Here is a 17,747-nt window from a genome sequence, read left to right on the forward strand (position 1 = left end):
ATGGAGAATGGTCTAAACAGTCTGATCTTGACCATTCTCCATCAGACACTTTATCGCAGCCTTACCGGCTTCTGTGAAAAAGATCGCCGTTCTGGATCGAACCAAAGAACCCGGTGGTGCCGGTGAACCCATGTATCAGGATGTGATTACGGCTTTTGCCGAAGCTAACAGTGAATCTTATTATCAGTTCAATGAAATGCCGCTGATCGTGGGTGGTCGCTATGGTCTTTCCTCCAAGGAATTTACTCCGGCAATGATCAAGGGTATCTATGATGAACTGATTAAAGATAAACCCAAAAATCATTTCACTATTGGTATCATAGATGATCTTACCCATACCTCTCTGGAGTACGACAAAGAATACCGAACCTCAAAAGGTAAGGTCTTCCGGGGTCTGTTCTATGGACTTGGTTCTGATGGAACGGTCGGTGCCAATAAAAATTCCATCAAGATCATTGGTGAAGGAACCGACAATTATGCCCAGGGATATTTTGTTTATGATTCCAAAAAATCCGGTAGTACCACTACTTCTCACTTAAGATTTGGTAAAGATAAGATCCGCTCTACCTATCTGATCGACAAAGCCAGTTTTATTGCCTGTCATCAGTATGAACTGTTGGATCAATTTGATATTTTGAATAGTGCCGAAGAGGGAGCCACATTCCTACTGAACAGCCATCTGAATAAGGATGAAATATGGGGCGCTCTGTCCCGTCATTATCAAAAGCAGATCGTTGAAAAAAAACTTAAGTTCTATGTGATCGATGCTGTAACTGTTGCCAGGGAAACCGGTATGGGATCCCGTATCAATACGATCATGCAGACCTGTTTCTTTGCGATATCAGGTATTTTCTCCAAAGAGGAAGCCATCGCCAAGATCAAGGGAGCAATCAAAAAGACCTATGGCAATAAAGGCGAAGCGGTTGTTGAAAAGAACTTCAACGCTGTGGATCAATCCGTATCCAATCTTTTTGAAGTGGATGTTCCTGATACTCTAAACGGGAGTGATGTCCGTCGCCTGATCGTTCCGGAAGCTGCCCCTGATTTTGTTCAGAAAGTAACCGCTGAGATCATTGCTGGGCGAGGAGACGATCTGCCCGTTAGCGCTATCCCAAATGATGGAACCTGGCCCACTGCAACAACCCAGTGGGAAAAGCGGAATATTGCCCTGGAAGTTCCGGTGTGGGAACCGGATATTTGTATCCAGTGTAATAAATGCGTCATGGTCTGTCCTCATGCTGCCATTCGTCCAAAAATAACCACACCAGATGCATTTGATAATGCACCGGAGACAATTAAACATGTTGGCGCCAAAGGACGGGAGTGGGAAGCAGATTCTCAGTATATCCTCCAGGTTGCCGTTGAGGATTGTACAGGTTGTAATCTTTGTGTTGAGGTATGTCCGGCTCGGGACAAGAGTGATCTTAGTCGAAAAGCTATCAATATGGCAGACCAAAGACCCCTGCGTGAAACTGAAGGTGCCAACTGGGATTTCTTCCTGGATTTGCCTGAAGTTGATCGTGGAAATGTAAGACACGAAACTGTCAAGGGAGCGCAGTACCTGCAACCACTTTTTGAGTTCTCAGGAGCTTGCGTCGGTTGTGGTGAAACACCCTATGTGAAGTTGACCTCTCAGCTATTTGGCGATCGGATGATCATTGCCAATTCTACGGGTTGCTCATCGATCTATGGTGGGAACTTACCCACGACACCCTGGGCAAAAAATAAAGCTGGTCGCGGACCGACCTGGAATAATTCACTCTTTGAAGACAATGCTGAATTTGGCTTGGGATACCGTCTGACCATTAACAAACACCGCGAGCATGCAATTGAACTAATGGCTTTACTTAAGGATGAGATCGGCTCAGAATTGGTTAATACGATCTCGAATGCCTCACAGGCAAATGAACCGGAGATATTTGAACAACGTGCCCGCGTGAAGCAAATGACCGACCTTGTCGAAAAGCTGGATACACCATTATCGAAACAACTTCTGTCAGTTGCGGATAATCTAGTGAAAAAGAGTGTCTGGATCATGGGTGGCGATGGGTGGGCCTATGATATTGGTTATGGTGGTTTGGATCATGTCCTGGCTTCCGGAAAAGATGTTAATATCCTGGTTTTGGATACGGAAGTGTATTCCAATACCGGCGGTCAGAAATCAAAATCCACCCCGCTAGGGGCTGTCGCAAAATTCGCTGCAGCTGGAAAGCCTTCTCCCAAGAAAGACTTGGGTATGATGGCCATGAGCTATAAGAATGTCTATGTTGCCTCGGTGGCCATGGGTTCCAATGATGCTCAGACTGTCCGAGCATTTATGGAAGCAGAAGCTTATCCTGGTCCATCACTCATTATTGCCTACAGCCAGTGTATTGCCCACGGGATCGATATGACTAAAGGTATGAATCAGCAAAAACTGGCGGTGGACAGCGCCTACTGGACGCTTTATCGTTATAACCCGCTTTTGGCGAATGAAGGTAAGAATCCTTTGAAATTGGATTCGAAACCACCTAAAAAACACGTCCGCGAATATGCCATGAATGAAGCTCGTTTTACGATCTTGAAACGTATTAATCCAGAGATGTCTGAGTATTATCTGGAAGAATCTGACAAGGCTGCCAAGGAAAAGTATGACTATTACTCCAAGTTGGCCGCTCTTTCATACGATAAAGCTTAAGTAAAGATAAAGGGAATAGAGTAATGCGTCTAAGTACAAAATACATGGGTTTGGAGCTTAAGAATCCTTTGGTTCCTTCGGCTTCACCCCTGACTGAAAAATTGGATAGTATTAAAATTCTGGAAGACAATGGGGCATCTGCAGTGGTTCTGTTTTCATTATTTGAAGAACAGATCGAGCAGGAAGACAGCACGTTGGAACATTTTATGGAATATGGGGCTGATTCTTTCGCTGAGTCACTGAGTTTTTTCCCTCAGGCTCATGAATTCAAGAATGGCCCACAGGAGTATCTTGAGAATATCCGCAAGATCAAAGAAGGGGTTGATATCCCGGTAATTGCCAGTTTGAATGGTGCTACACCTGGTGGCTGGATGGAATATGCCAAGAAATTAGAGTCCGCCGGTGCTGATGGCTTGGAACTGAATATTCACTATCTGCCAGTTGATTTTAATGAAACCAGTGCTGATGTCGAAAAACGCTATACTGATATCGTAAGCTGGGTAAAAAGCAATGTCACTATTCCGGTAGCGGTTAAGATCGGTTCGCGATTCAGCTCCCTGCCGGCTGTTGCCAAGGCTCTTGAAGGTGCTGGCGCAGATGCGTTGGTTATGTTCAATCGTTTTTATCATCCAGATATTGATCTTGAAAAATTAGAAACGAAGCGCCAGATCCAGTTGAGCCATTCTCGAGAGATTCGCTTGGCCATGCGCTGGATCTCAATTTTGCGTGGAAATGTAGAGTTGAACTTTGCAGCCAGCGGTGGTGTTCATAATGCCCACGATGTTTTGAAGCTTATCATGTCTGGTGCGGATGTGACCATGTTGGCCTCTGCTCTCATGGCTCATGGTCCTGAAACCATCAAAACCATTGAACAAGATTTGATCATCTGGATGGATGAGAACGAATATCAAAGTCTTTCTCAGATGAAAGGCAGTATGAGTCTGATCCATTCACCCAGTCCACAAATCCTGGTGCGTGATAATTATATGCGAACCTTGTTGGAGTTTCAGTCCCAAAACAAGACCTGATGTGAAACTATTTGTGAAGGAGTCCGGGGAACCGGACTCCTTTTTTTATATTGAGCAATTCTGGATTTTTTCATTAAAATGGTTGCGTTCTTAAAAAAAATGGGCTTATCAAACAGGATCAGTAGTGCACCAATTGGCTCGTTATGGAAAAAAGGATGGATCAATGACTCCTGATCAAAAAAATGAAAAACGTGCTGGGTATTGTCCTGTATATGATATTGAATGTCCTGGCGGGTCAGAAGCTGTTGCTGCTTGCGAACTGCGCTTTGAAGGTGATTACAATCCGCTGACCAGTTTTCGGGATGCGGACATTGAACACTGTGCCATTTACCGCAAGGAACAACAGGAACAAGCTGAAACTATAAAGATAGATAATATAGAAGATGGGAAATAGGATCATGAATGTTGCAGAGAGATCATCTGAATTCAAATCAGTCCAGGATGTTTTGAAGCGAGCTATGCTGCTTGAAATGAATGGGAAAGAATTTTTTAAAATGGCTGCAAAAACAGCCACATCTCCAGTAGCCAAAGAACTATTTGAGCACATGGCTAAAGAGGAAGAACATCATCTTCATATTCTTAAACTCACTTTCAATCGCCATCTGGATGAGGGCAAGGTGATTCTACCTTCTGAAGAAGAGTTGGCATTTGGTTTTCAGGATCCGATCATTGATAAATCTTTTCTTATGGAATTGCGTAACAGTGCTTTTGATTCATCAGCTATTAGTATTGCTCTGACACTGGAAGAACGGGCTTTTAAATTTTACCAGAAAGAAGAGCAGACCGCTACGGATCCTGATATCAAGAAGCTTTTTACCTGGTTAACTGACTGGGAGATCGACCACCATCGCAAGCTTATGGAATTGGAAGAGGATTTCCGAGAAGAAGTCTGGAATGATTCAAATTTCTGGCCCATGTAAGTATTCGATAGTCCAAAGTCTACGGTCCAAGGTCAAAAGCGTGTCTCTCGCAGCTCAGAAGAGCGTAGAGGACTCCAAAATTTGATGTGTTCTTCAAAACTTCTGTAACTAAGCTTGTCATAAAATCTTTAAGCTATCCGTATCCTCAAAGATTGTATCTATGGGCTTCAAAGCCTATTTTTTACAGTCATAGCAAAAAGAGGTTAACATGAAACTATTCAAGATAATGATCATCATATTAATCAGCAGCCTGGCTTGGTCACAGGAGGTTGAGCAAACCAATATTCCCTGTAAACCCCTGGCTCAAATGGCTAGTCATTATGATCGGTTAGCTAAATCGGCACTGAGGCTGGATGTGTGGGATTGGAATGTCCACTATTATAATCTTGATTTTGATATAGATATCGAGGCAGAAGTGCTCACCGGGAAGGTGCAGGTCTATTTAGATCCGGTCACCGCAGCCCTTGAGACCATCCATTTGGATCTCAGCAGCAACATGACCGTGGATTCTGTGTATTTAAATGGAGCTGTTTTCAACCATGCCTCTGATGTTCTCAGCATCACTCTGGATGGCAGTTATGACCCTGGTGAATCCGTTGCAGTTGGTGTTGCCTATCACGGACATCCGTTGGAAAGTGGATTCCAGGCGTTTGAGTTTGGGACGCAATACAGCGCTGCAGGAGGTATTCCCATGATCTCCACCCTTAGTGAACCCTATGGTGCGCGCTCCTGGTGGCCCTGTAAGGATGTCCCCACGGATAAGGCCGATTCTGTCAGGATCAGTATCACTGTGGATGAAGAATTGACTGCCGTGGCGAATGGCTTGCTCGCTTCAGAAACGGATAATGGTGATGGAACAAAAACCTGGGTCTGGGAGCACAGATACCCTATTACAACTTATCTGGTATCCCTGGCCATTTCTGAATACGAATACTGGAATGATACCTTCCATTTTACAGATGGTGATTCCATGTTGCTGGAGTACTGGATGTATCCCACCTATGCAACCACAAATAATGTAGACCGCTGGAATCTGACCGCCAGCATGATTGATATTTATAGCGAAGCTTATGGGAAATACCCTTTTTCTGAGGAAAAGTATGGCATGGCTCAGTTTGGTTGGGGTGGTGCTATGGAGCATCAAACCTGCTCCAGTATGGGAGCTTCAGGAGAAAATACCATTGCCCACGAACTGGCTCACCAATGGTGGGGTGATCTGGTCACCTGCAGTAATTTTCACCACATCTGGATCAATGAGGGCTTTGCCACCTATTCAGAGGCTCTCTACTGGGGTGCCAAAAACGGTGAGGATGCCTATCATGCTCACATGGCTAGTAAAGACAACAATTATCAGGGATCCATTTACCGCTCCGACACCACTAATGTGTGGTCTATCTTTAATTACATCGTTTACGGAAAGGGTGCTTGGACTTTGCATATGTTGCGGCATGTGATTGGTGATGAGAACTTTTTTGAAACCCTGGCCCAATACCGTGATACTTATCAATTCAGTCATGCGTCTACTGAGAATTTTCAGGAAGTCGCTGAAATTGTCTGGGGACAGGATCTGGAGTGGTTTTTTGACCAGTGGATCTATGGTACTGGGAAGCCGTGGTATGACTGGTGGTGGAGTGCTTCTCCAGTGGATGAATTCGGAAGCTCAGAGATAACCGTACATATTGATCAGGTCCAGGGCAGTTTTCAGCCAACTTTTAAAATGCCTATTGACCTGCACTTTTCCGGTTTCAATGGAGATACAACACTGGTGATCTGGGATTCATTGCGTTCCCAAACTTTTTCCATGGTACTTGATTTTGAACCATCGGATATATCATTTGATCCAGAGGTCTGGATCCACAAGAGTGCTGAGCAGGTTGCCGGACTAACTGATAGAGGATTGCAACCTGGTGAGTTTCACCTGTTGGGAGCTTATCCAAATCCTTTCAACGCAGCAGTCACCATCCCATATATTGTGAATTCCCATTTTAAGGGTGCCCTTGTGATCTATGACCTAAGGGGGGCTGAGGTATATACGCAGCCACTCACTCATCAGGCTTCCGGTCAATATCAACTCAGCTGGAATGGTCAAAATGCTGTCGGCCAGTCTCTGGCATCAGGAATCTATATCGCTCGTATTCATGCAATCGATGGAGGGAGTGTTTCCCAAAAGATATCCTTGCTTAAATAACCCTTCGACTAGCTCAGGGACCACCCTTCGACTGGCTCAGGGGTCGCCCTTCGACTAGCTCAGGGACCACCCTTCGACTCGTCGCTTCGGCATAGGCAGGCGGTGATCTCAAAATTGCGACTAAACTTGGTATAAGATGGTAGTGCGATAAAAACCATCAATCAGCTTCTTCTTCTGAGGGGTAACCCCCCCTGTTTGGCAACATATTTGCCCTTTAGGTGCCGCATTAGTGTAATACCAACAATAGTGTCAGGGAGTTATGAAAGAAGACAAGAAAATAGGGTATTCAGCTTTGATCGTAGGTGCCATCTCAATGGGCGAAGCCTGGATAGGCATCGTGAATGGTCATGCTGATTACCTCGAGATATTTTTTTTGGGTCTGGGTTTGATCGCCAGCTTGGCAGGTATTGCTCTCATTCTTCATAAACAGAATCCAGTAGTGAAAGAGTAATCAATTGGAGTGTATTCTTTCCTGCTTCCAATATTACCGGCATTTGGAAAAACTTAGTCTGGGATTTCTCGCTATTAAGAGTAATATTCTCACAAATAGTATTGTACTAGAAACATCCTCCCGAGCTTGGAATACAACTGGGTCAGGGAAACAAGGAGCAATAGCGTGATTCGATTGACAAAAGCGGGGGAATACGGCCTGAGAGCTATCAGATATCTGGTTGAGAGTGGTAATGATTCTCGTATAAGTATTGGGGATATATCGGTCCAAAAAAAGATACCTGAACCATTTTTGAGAAAACTGTTCAAACCTTTGGTGCAGCATGGGATTATTAACAGTACCCGTGGAGTTTCCGGTGGCGTACGATTGGCTCGAAACCCGGAAGAGATCACGATCCTCGAAGTGGTTGAAGCTCTGGAGGGGCCACTGGCCTTGAATGAATGTTTGCTAGACGATGTTAACTGTGAATTTCTGGATGAATGTGGTATGCATGATGTCTGGGAAGAAGCGCAAACCGCCATGGCAAAAGTCCTTAGAGCAAAGAATCTTACCGATCTGACGAAGTAATACAGGTCACTCTATATGAAACAGATTTAATAGTGAGGGAATTATGACGAACGAAACATCAAAATTACATTCCACAACAGACGTATTTCCAAAGTGGGAAAAGATCAAAGACATGACCGATCAACTAATCGATATGATGCTCAACTTGAGGCAAAGTGGGCATCCCGGTGGTTCCAGATCCAAGGTGCATATGCTGGTGGCGCTGTTTTTAGGTGGCGCTATGCGGTGGGATATTAGAAACCCGCAAAAAAGATTTGGCGACAAATTCATTCTTTCTGCTGGTCACGTAGTTCCTGGAGTATATGCATTGTTGGCAGTGCTCAATGAATCCTTGAGACGCAAATATGAACAGACTGGCGATGAACGTTACAAATTGGGGGCCGAGGACCGGGTATTGCTCTGGGAAGATCTGCTGACCCTGAGAAATAAGGGCGGATTGCCTGGGCACGCCGAGATGGCTGGCAAAACGAATATTTTCAAAGCCAACACTGGTCCTTCCGGTCACGGAATGCCCGTTGCTGTTGGTGAAGCCATGGCTCTCAAATATGCTGGTGCCGGAGATGTCCGTGTTTTTGCTGTTGAAGGTGAAGGTGGTTTGACTCCTGGAGCAACTCATGAGTCTTTAAATTCAGCTTATGGTCTGGGTCTGGGTAATCTCCATTTTCTCATCGATTGGAATGATTTCGGAATTGATGATCGACCCTTCTCATCAGTTATCCACGGATCCCCTGAAGATTGGTTTGCCCCTCATGGCTGGCGTGTGTTTGGTACAGAAAATGGCTCAGAATGGGCTGGAACTCATCAGGCCTTCATGGAAATGTTCGCTGGGAAGAATGTCGCAGATACGCCGGCTATGGCTTGGTTTAAGACCCGTAAAGGCCGGGGCTATGGCGTGTATGACAATAAATCTCATGGTGCTGCTCACAAGTATAATAGTGCCCCTTATTGGGAAACAAAAAAAGAATTCATGGATAAATACGGTATCCGTTTTGAGGGTTACAATGAAGATATACCTGTAGAACAGGCCGCTCGCACCGAACAGGCCCGAGTCAATATGGAGCGCGTGTTTCAAGTCTTTGACCAGAGTCCTGAATTGGTTGACTATCTGGCTGACAGACTGGTTGAATTGGGTGCTGCAGTGCCTGAAGATGATGAACAGGTCTGGATCGATACAAGCAAAAACCCTCTGGATGATGCAACCCTAACAAATATCCAGGGTTTGCCTGAAGAACTCTTTGTTAAGCCGGGTGATGTTGCTCCTAACCGGGGTGGTTTTGCTAAGTACGCAGCCTGGTTAAATTCCTATGTCAGTAAAAATTATGGTCGACCCCTATTTCTGGCCATGTCAGCTGATCTGGCAGATTCTACTAACATTTCCGGATTTGGGAAACCAACAGGAGATTTTGAAGGATATGGTTTTTATGACCGTCATAAAAATACCAAAGGGGTGATGCTGCCTCAGGCCATCACTGAGTTTGCCAATGCCGGAATTTGTACCGGTATTGCAGCCACCAACTTTTCCAAGACACCGGAAGCTGAGTTCAATGGCTTTTTTGCTGCTTGCTCAACCTATGGATCCTTTTCTTATTTAAAATATGGTTCCTTCCGTATCTTCAGCCAGATGGTTCAGGATGCTGATGTAAAATTAGGTAAGGTGCTCTGGGTTGCCGGGCATTCCGGACCAGAAACCGCAGAAGATTCCAGAACCCATTTCGGGATATATTCACCAGCAGTAACACAGTTGTTTCCCAAAGGTAAGGTTATTAACCTTTATCCCTGGGAACACAATGAAGTAGCCCCCATGCTGACTGCGGCTTTAGCCACTGATGTTGCGATCATCGCTCTGCATTTGACTCGTCCAGGTATCGTCATACCAGATCGCCAGAAGTTGGGGATGGCATCGCATCTAGAGGCTGCCAGAGGTGCTTATTTGATTCGTGATTACAAAGCAGATATGCCAAAGATGGGGACCATCTTTGTGCAGGGAACCGCTACCACAGCTAATATTGTAAATTTGTTGCCGGAATTAGATGCTCGCGGTCTCAATGTGAAACTGGTAGCAGCAGTTAGCCCCCAGTTATTTGCCAGACAATCAGAAGCATATCAGCAGGATACGGTAAGCGAGACTGATTGGTTGAATTCCACCTTCATTACCAATGCTTCCGCTGTGGCTATGCAGGATTGGACGGGCAATCGTCTTTCTATTGAATACGCCATGACCACTGACTGGGATAACAATTGGCGTTCAGGTGGCTCGCTGGATGAAGTCATTGAAGAAGCCCACCTTTCTGAACGTTGGCTGTTGGAAGGTATTGAACGCTTTGCCAATGACCACGAAACACGCATGAAACGTCTTGGGATGAGTTAGGCTCCCGGACGAAACATATAGAGGGAATTATGAGAAAATTTGCAAATCGTTACGGTCGTTTAGGAACTGAGACAGCTTTTGCCGTGGGGGCAGATGCTGCAGCCTGGGCTGCCAAAGGGAATCATGTTTATCCATTTCATCTGGGGGATATGAATATTCCAACTCCGGAATACATCCTGGATGCTGCTTTGAAAGCCGCCCATGACGGTAAGACTGGCTACGCTCCAGGACCTGGTATCCTGCCGCTTAGGGAAGCATTAGCCGAAGATATCGGCATGGCTCGTGGATTGAACCTGACAGCTGAGAATATTTCTGTTCAACCCGGTGGCAAGCCGGTTATCGGAAAATTTTTGGCAGTACTCCTGGAAGAAGGCGCCGAGGCACTGTATCCCAATCCCGGATACCCCATCTATGAATCACAGATCGAGTACCTCGGGGGGAAAGCCCTGCCTTATGGATACGTGACAACCGATTCCGGTTTTGCTATTAACCGGGAAGAGATCGAAGCTCAGATTACTGAAAATACGAGCATCCTTATCTACAATAACTATCAAAACCCCATTGGGGCAGAATCAACTGAAGCAGAAATGCAGTGGTTGGCTGACCTGGCTCTTAAGCACAATCTTTGGGTCTTGTCTGATGAGGCTTATTTCGAGGTTCGCTACAGCGGCCGGAGCAAAAGTATTGCTTCATTGCCCGGTATGGCTGAACGGACAGTGATTCTCTATACTTTTTCAAAGAAGTTTGCCATGACGGGTTGGCGTTTGGGTTGTGCCGCCGGTCCCCGGGAATTGATCGATGCCATCTCAAAATTCAACACCAACCAGGAGTCTTGTTCAAATCATTTTGTGCAGGCAGCCGGTGTTGCTGCATTGAATGGTCCCCCAGGACCCCAGAGTGCCATTCTGGCTGAGCTGAAATTGCGTCGGGATGCTCTGGTTAAAGCTTTATTGGATATTGATGGTGTTAAAGTCTCTACACCGGAAACCACTTTCTACTTATTCCCGGATGTCACTGATATCTTCAAGCGCAAGGCTTACACCGACTCCAGCAAATTCAGGCTGGATGCCCTGTATGAAACAGGTGTTTCCTTTTGTTCACGAGAGCATTTTGGTAGACCACTGCCTGGAGAGGATAAGGTTTTCATTCGCTATGCCTATAGTGGTATTAATGTTGACCAGATCCAGGAAGGCCTGGCTGCTTTGAAAAACTTCTGGGAGTAGAAGCTTTTACATATTTACAATTAACAGTCAGTTTATAACCAGATGACATCTCGAGTTGGGATGTCATCTTGATTTAGGAAAACGATATGATCACGAAAAAAGATGCGTTGCATTATCATAGCATGGGTTCTCGCAAAGGGAAGATCGAAGTAATTGCTACCAAACCTTTTGTTACACAGAGAGATCTCAGTCTGGCGTACTCTCCAGGTGTGGCATATCCCTGTTTAGAGATCGAAAAAGATCCTGCTTTAGCCAACGAGTATACAGCTCGCGGTAATCTGGTGGCGGTGATATCCAATGGTACTGCTGTGCTTGGTTTGGGAAATATAGGTGCTTTAGCTGGCAAACCGGTCATGGAAGGAAAGGGAGTTCTGTTCAAACGATTTGCAGATATTGATGTCTTTGACATTGAGATCGATTCAGAGAACCCCGATGAGATCATCAATGCTGTAAAATTGCTGGAACCTACTTTTGGTGGTATCAATCTGGAGGATATCAAATCTCCTGAATGCTTCTACATCGAAAAAAAGCTTAAAGAAGAAATGAATATCCCGGTATTCCATGATGACCAGCATGGAACCGCTATCATCTCCGCTGCTGCCCTGCTAAATGCGGTTGAAGTAGTGGGGAAGAAAATGTCTGAGATCAAGATCGTTGTTTCAGGTGCTGGTGCTTCAGCTCTGTCCTGCAGTGCCCACTATATCCGCATGGGTGCCAGGCGGGAAAATCTGATCATGTGCGATTCCAAAGGAGTGATTTACAAGGGTCGTGAAGCTGGCATGAATGAGTATAAACTGCCCTTTGCCAACGATACCAAGACACGCACAATTCAGGAAGCCCTGAACGGTGCCGATGTATTTATCGGTTTATCAAAAAAAGATATTATTAGTGGTGATGATCTCAAGACCATGGCTCCAGATCCCATTATTTTTGCCATGGCCAATCCCGATCCAGAAATTTCATATCCGGAAGCTATGGCAGCCCGGCCTGATGCCATCATGGGTACGGGTCGTTCTGACTATCCCAATCAGGTGAATAATGTTCTGGGTTTCCCCTTCATATTCAGAGGTGCCCTGGATGTTCAGGCTACTGAGATCAATGAAGAAATGAAAGTGGCCGCTACCATTGCCCTGGCAACACTGGCCAAAGAAGATACCCCAGATGAAGTGATCCAGATTTATGGCCTGGATCATCTGGAGTTTGGCCGGGATTACCTGATTCCCAAGCCTTTTGATCCTCGTGTATTGCTCTGGGAGTCAGTCGCGGTGGCAAAAGCAGCCATGGAAACCGGGGTTGCTCGTCGCACTATCGATCTGGATGAATACAAAGAAGAATTGGAAGCCCGCTTGGGCAAGGGCCGTGAATTCATGCGGACCCTCTATAACCGGGCCAAGAGTGCCCCAAAACGGGTGATTTATCCTGAGGGAGAGAATGAACGCATCATTCGGGCCAGTCAACTAATTCGCCAGGAAGGTATTGCAGAGCCGATTCTGGTTGGCCGAGAGGATAAGATCAAGGCAACAGCAAAAACCTTAAATATTTCTCTGGAAGGTGTGAAGATCGTAGAGCCCCTAAAGTGTGAACGCCGGAAGGAATTTATTGAAGAATTCTATAAGATGCGACAACGTAAGGGGACGACACAGAATGGCGCCCGACGTTTTATGGAGCGCCGGTATTATTTTGCTGCTATGATGTTACGCATGGGGGAAGCGGATGCAATGATCTCAGGTATCACCCAGCAATATCCTGATGCTTTACGGCCTGTGCTTCAGGTGATTAAAACCAGACCGGAAACGAAGCATGTTGCGGGTTTATTTTTACTCATCTTCAAGGATGGTATGAAAATTTTTGCTGATGTGTCTGTAAACATAGACCCCACAGCTGAAGTACTTTCGGAGATCGCACTCATGGCTGCTGAAGAGGCTAAACGCTGGCGGATGATTCCCCGAGTGGCTATGTTGAGTTATTCCAATTTCGGGGCGTCTGATCACGTCCACGCCCAAAAAGTACGAGAAGCTGTCAGACTCGTTCACGAAAAAGACCCTGAACTCATGATCGATGGGGAAATGAATGCCGATGTTGCCATTCTGCCAGCCTTGCAGGAAGAGCACTATCCTTTCAGCGAACTCAAAGGTTCAGCCAATGTCTTGATCTTTCCAGACCTTCAATCGGCTAATATCAGTTACAAGTTGGTTCACCGGCTTAGTGATGCAGAAGCCATTGGACCTATTCTGGTTGGAATGGAGCAGCCAGTTCATATTCTGCAAGTTGGATCAACCAGCGTTCAGGATGTGGCCAATATGACAGCTATCGCAGTCGTGGATGCCCAGGAGCAATAGTAGTCAAGGTCACAGATAAATCAATTTGGACAGACTCTGATCTGCATTTTACGCGGAAATAGATCGGGTGATTTGACACGAGCTGGCCAGTTGGAGTTTCAGCTTACTGAAAAATCAGTGCAGAGTCGATGATTCGGCACTTGAAGACCCATGAGGTGCCGTCTATATTGGCGCGCAAATGTTGAAAGAAAGGGCACTTAAAAAATCATGCAGGAACATTACGGAATAGCTTTAACCTTCGGCGTTGTAGCCTTTCTTCTTATGTATATGGGCTTCATTATTCAAAAGCTGATCGCCCCAAAAAATAAAACTGAATTAAAGATGGATACCTATGAATGTGGTGAGGAACCGGAAGGGGACGGTTGGTTACAGTTCAATATCCGTTTTTATGTTGTGGCTCTCATTTTTATCATATTCGATGTTGAAGTCGTCTTCCTGTTTCCCTGGGCCGTGGTCTTTAAGGAAATGGGTTTTCTGACCTTTGTAGAGGTTTTTGTCTTTATGTTGATCCTCATCGTTGGTCTGGCTTATGTCTGGGTCAAGGGTGATCTGGACTGGGTGAAAATGAAACTTAAATATGGTGCAGGTCGTTATTCAGCGGCCAAACTGAACGAAGCGGAGACCAAATAGATGGGTGCTCTGAATAATAAATTCAATGAGAATATCCTCATTACATCCCTGGATAAATTACTGAACTGGTCACGTTCCGGCTCAGAATGGTATTTTCAATTCGGACTGGCCTGCTGTGCCATCGAAATGATGTCAGCCGCTGCAGCCCGGCATGATCTGGAACGCTTCGGTGCTATGCCTCGTTCTTCGCCACGCCAGGCAGATGTTATGATCGTTGCCGGAACTGTCACGTTGAAGATGGCTACCCGGGTTAAACGACTTTACGAACAAATGGCTGAACCAAAGTATGTGATTTCCATGGGGTCATGTGCCAACTCAGGTGGACCCTATTGGCAGCATGGCTATCATGTTCTAAAAGGAGTCGATCAGATCATACCGGTTGATGTATATATCCCGGGTTGTCCTCCGCGACCAGAAGCCCTTATTGAGGGTTTGCTGCATCTCCAGAAAAAGATGCGTGAAGAGCCAAGATTGGCAAAGAAAGAGGGCCAGGAGTGACCGAGCAAGAGATTTACACTGAATTAGTTGCAAAATTCGGTGACAAGATCATCGAGTTTGTAGAGGAAGAAACTCTCAATCCAACGGTAATTGTCAGATCGAATGATGTGGCATCCGTGTGTCGTTATTTGAAAGGTACTGAATCCCTGCAATTCGATTCCCTGATGAATTTGGCCGGTCATGATCCTGATGGCGAATCGGATCTGAGTGTGGTTTATCATCTGCATTCAACTGAATTGGATCACTATATCACGCTGAAAGTCTTCACCGATCGTTCAGATGCCTCAGTGGAAAGCGTGGCGAATATCTTCCGGACAGCGGACTGGCATGAACGGGAAGCCTGGGATCTTTACGGTATCAAATTTAAGGGCCATCCCGATTTAAAACGCATCTTGCTGGAAGAAGATTGGGAAGGACACCCCCTGAAAAAAGATTATGTAGCTGCTGAATTCTATCGCGGTATGCGCATTGCGAAGGTGAAATAATGGGACGTTTGCACGCAGAAGAAATGATCCTGAACATGGGTCCCCAGCATCCCAGTACTCACGGCGTACTTCGCCTCAAATTGCGCACTGATGGTGAGATTGTCTCTCATATTGAACCTGTGATCGGCTATCTCCATCGTTCTTTTGAAAAACATGCTGAGAATCTTGAGTATCAACAGGTTACACCCTTCTGTGGTCGCTGTGATTATCTGGCTGCCATGGGTAGTGAACATGGTTATGCCATGGCCGTGGAAAAGATGATGGGTATTGAATTGCCGGAGCGGGTGGAATATCTCAGGGTTATCTTTGCTGAATTGCAACGTATCGCCAGTCATCTGGTTGCCGTTGGAACCTTTGGCTTGGATGTAGGTGCCATTACACCGTTTATCTATTGTTTTCGTGAGCGGGAACTGATCCTGGATCTATTTGAAATGGCTTCCGGCGCCCGTTTACTTTATAATTATATCTGGATCGGTGGTCTGGCTCACGATGTACCCCCTGGGTTTGTTGAAAAGACCTATGAATTTTTAGATAATTTTGATACCCGAGTGGCTGAATACAATCAGATTCTCACCGGAAATAAGATTTTTATTGAAAGAGCTGCTGATATCGGGGTCATGACCCCTGAAGTAGCTATTAATTACGGAGTGACCGGTCCCAGTCTTAGAGCTTCCGGAGTGAATATCGATATTCGCCGGACCCAACCCTATTCCATCTATGATCGTTTTGAGTTTGATATTCCGCTGGGAGAAGGTGCTCAGGGCACTATTGGTGATAGTTGGGATCGTTACTATGTTCGGGTTAGGGAGATGGAGGAAAGCGCCAGAATTATTCGCCAGGCTCTAGACCAGCTTCCCGTAGAAGGTGATGTCAAATCAGCCATTCCACGCCGCATTCGGCCACCAAAGGGTGAGATTTACTTTCGCAGTGAGAATGCCCGGGGTGAATTGGGTTACTACATCGTAAGTAATGGCAAGAATGTACCCCTGCGCGTTAAAATGCGTTCACCGGCATTTTCAAACCTTAGTGTTATTAACGAAATTGGCCAGGGCTGGATGATCTCTGATGTAATTGCGATCCTCGGTAGTCTGGACATTGTACTAGGGGAGATCGATCGCTAAATGATACAATCACTTGCAAACTGGATTTTGTCTTTTGACATTTTAGCAGGGCTGGGAAATCCCATCGCCTGGGGTCTGTCTTTATTCGTTGTATCAGCATTGATCTTTGTCTTTGTGGCAGTCAATGCCATCGTATTGGTCTATTTCGAGCGAAAAGTCTCCGCTTTCATGCAGGTTCGATTGGGACCGATGCGTGTCGGGAAATTTGGCTCGCTACAGACGGTTGCCGATGCACTAAAACTATTGCAGAAAGAGGATATTATTCCAAGGTCAGCGGATAAGATCTTATTTCTGATCGGACCCTGGGTCATTCTGGTGGCTTCGGTGGTTACCTTTGCTGCTATTCCTTTTTCGGATACGCTGCTGGCGGCCAATATGAATATTGGTCTGTTCTATGTTGTGTCTATTTCATCCATTGTAGTGCTGGGCATCGTCATGGCCGGGTGGGCTTCCAATAATAAATGGTCACTTTACGGCGCCATGCGTTCTGCGGCCCAGATTATTTCTTATGAAATACCCGTAGGTATTACCCTCATCGCAGTGGTTGCAGTTGTGGGTAGTTTAAATATGCAGACCATTGTTCAAGCCCAAGGTGGGGTAGGGAACCTGTTTCATTGGATTCCATTGCCACTTCCCAACTGGTTCATCTTTCATAACCCTTTTCTATTCCTGGCAGCCTTTATTTATTTGATAGGGGCTACTGCTGAGATCAATCGTACCCCTTTTGATATTCCGGAATCAGAATCTGAGCTGGTTGCTGGTTTTATGACAGAATATTCTGGTTTACGCTGGGCTTTATTCTTCTTATCTGAATACGCCAATGCTACCCTGGTTGCTTTTCTGGTTGCCATTGTTTTTCTAGGTGGTTGGCAGAGTCCTTTTGCAGACTATACAGGTGCGCAGATCGGGTTTTCGATTCTGACCCTGATAGCGCTCATGTGGACCGTTTTTGTGAAAGCAAAAGCCAAGCGCCTATCCATTTATCCGCTTGGTATTGGTCTGGCAATTACAATTGCTGCCTGGTTGTTCCCTGGATTTGCGATCTGGTTAGCCTCCCCCGGTTTATTCTGGATGCTCATGAAGGCGGGGACGATCATCTTTTTATTGATGTGGTTTCGATGGACCTTCCCGCGTTTACGCGTTGATCAGCTGATGTATGTGAGCTGGAAAGTTATCTTACCCATATCCATCGTAAATCTGATGGGTGTTGCTGTATGGATGTGGTTAACTGGTGAAATCCAATTTTAGGATA

The 17,747-nt window shown here is 45.7% G+C and carries 14 protein-coding genes and 1 pseudogene; all 15 read left to right on the forward strand.

Annotation, left to right across the window (positions count from 1 at the left end; translation table 11 throughout):
• The first annotated feature begins 31 nt into the window (after positions 1–31).
• The 15 genes and pseudogenes from nifJ (at position 32) to U9Q77_10840 (ending at position 17,743) form a co-directional block, all read left to right on the forward strand.
• A pseudogene (gene nifJ, locus U9Q77_10770) lies at positions 32–2,677 on the forward strand (pyruvate:ferredoxin (flavodoxin) oxidoreductase).
• 23 nt (positions 2,678–2,700) lie between these two features.
• Complete coding sequence (locus tag U9Q77_10775) at positions 2,701–3,705, forward strand: dihydroorotate dehydrogenase-like protein (GenBank protein MEA3287840.1); 1,005 nt, start codon at positions 2,701–2,703, stop codon at positions 3,703–3,705.
• Between the two features lie 124 nt (positions 3,706–3,829).
• The gene (locus U9Q77_10780) at positions 3,830–4,099 is read left to right on the forward strand and encodes a hypothetical protein (protein MEA3287841.1); all 270 of its coding nucleotides are present in this window, start codon (positions 3,830–3,832) and stop codon (positions 4,097–4,099) included.
• A 4-nt stretch (positions 4,100–4,103) separates the two neighbouring features.
• Positions 4,104–4,625, forward strand: a complete 522-nt coding sequence (locus tag U9Q77_10785) for a ferritin family protein (protein MEA3287842.1) — start codon at positions 4,104–4,106, stop codon at positions 4,623–4,625.
• A 208-nt stretch (positions 4,626–4,833) separates the two neighbouring features.
• Positions 4,834–6,813 (forward strand): M1 family aminopeptidase, encoded by a 1,980-nt coding sequence (locus U9Q77_10790; protein MEA3287843.1) that lies wholly within the window; start codon positions 4,834–4,836, stop codon positions 6,811–6,813.
• Between the two features lie 259 nt (positions 6,814–7,072).
• On the forward strand, positions 7,073–7,264 hold the full coding sequence (locus U9Q77_10795) for a hypothetical protein (protein MEA3287844.1): 192 nt from the start codon (positions 7,073–7,075) through the stop codon (positions 7,262–7,264).
• 165 nt (positions 7,265–7,429) lie between these two features.
• Positions 7,430–7,831, forward strand: a complete 402-nt coding sequence (locus tag U9Q77_10800; protein MEA3287845.1) for an Rrf2 family transcriptional regulator — start codon at positions 7,430–7,432, stop codon at positions 7,829–7,831.
• 43 nt (positions 7,832–7,874) lie between these two features.
• Complete coding sequence (locus U9Q77_10805) at positions 7,875–10,199, forward strand: transketolase (protein ID MEA3287846.1); 2,325 nt, start codon at positions 7,875–7,877, stop codon at positions 10,197–10,199.
• A 29-nt stretch (positions 10,200–10,228) separates the two neighbouring features.
• A complete protein-coding gene (locus U9Q77_10810) occupies positions 10,229–11,422 on the forward strand; it encodes an aminotransferase class I/II-fold pyridoxal phosphate-dependent enzyme (GenBank protein MEA3287847.1) in 1,194 nt (397 codons plus the stop codon).
• Positions 11,423–11,508: 86 nt separating this feature from the next.
• A complete protein-coding gene (locus tag U9Q77_10815; GenBank protein MEA3287848.1) occupies positions 11,509–13,761 on the forward strand; it encodes an NADP-dependent malic enzyme in 2,253 nt (750 codons plus the stop codon).
• Positions 13,762–14,028: 267 nt separating this feature from the next.
• On the forward strand, positions 14,029–14,391 hold the full coding sequence (locus U9Q77_10820; GenBank protein ID MEA3287849.1) for an NADH-quinone oxidoreductase subunit A: 363 nt from the start codon (positions 14,029–14,031) through the stop codon (positions 14,389–14,391).
• A complete protein-coding gene (locus tag U9Q77_10825; protein ID MEA3287850.1) occupies positions 14,392–14,889 on the forward strand; it encodes an NADH-quinone oxidoreductase subunit B family protein in 498 nt (165 codons plus the stop codon). It begins immediately after the preceding gene.
• Positions 14,886–15,374 carry an NADH-quinone oxidoreductase subunit C gene (locus U9Q77_10830; GenBank protein ID MEA3287851.1) on the forward strand — a complete coding sequence of 163 codons (489 nt, stop codon included), beginning with the start codon at positions 14,886–14,888 and terminating at the stop codon, positions 15,372–15,374. Before U9Q77_10825 ends, U9Q77_10830 begins: the two co-directional genes overlap by 4 nt.
• Positions 15,374–16,495: an NADH-quinone oxidoreductase subunit D gene (locus tag U9Q77_10835; GenBank protein MEA3287852.1), complete on the forward strand. Its 1,122-nt coding sequence runs from the start codon at positions 15,374–15,376 to the stop codon at positions 16,493–16,495. Before U9Q77_10830 ends, U9Q77_10835 begins: the two co-directional genes overlap by 1 nt.
• On the forward strand, positions 16,496–17,743 hold the full coding sequence (locus U9Q77_10840; protein MEA3287853.1) for a complex I subunit 1 family protein: 1,248 nt from the start codon (positions 16,496–16,498) through the stop codon (positions 17,741–17,743).
• Positions 17,744–17,747 lie beyond the last annotated feature (4 nt).

The organism is Candidatus Neomarinimicrobiota bacterium (assembly GCA_034716895.1).
GTDB lineage: Bacteria > Fidelibacterota > UBA8477 > UBA8477 > JABMPR01 > JABMPR01.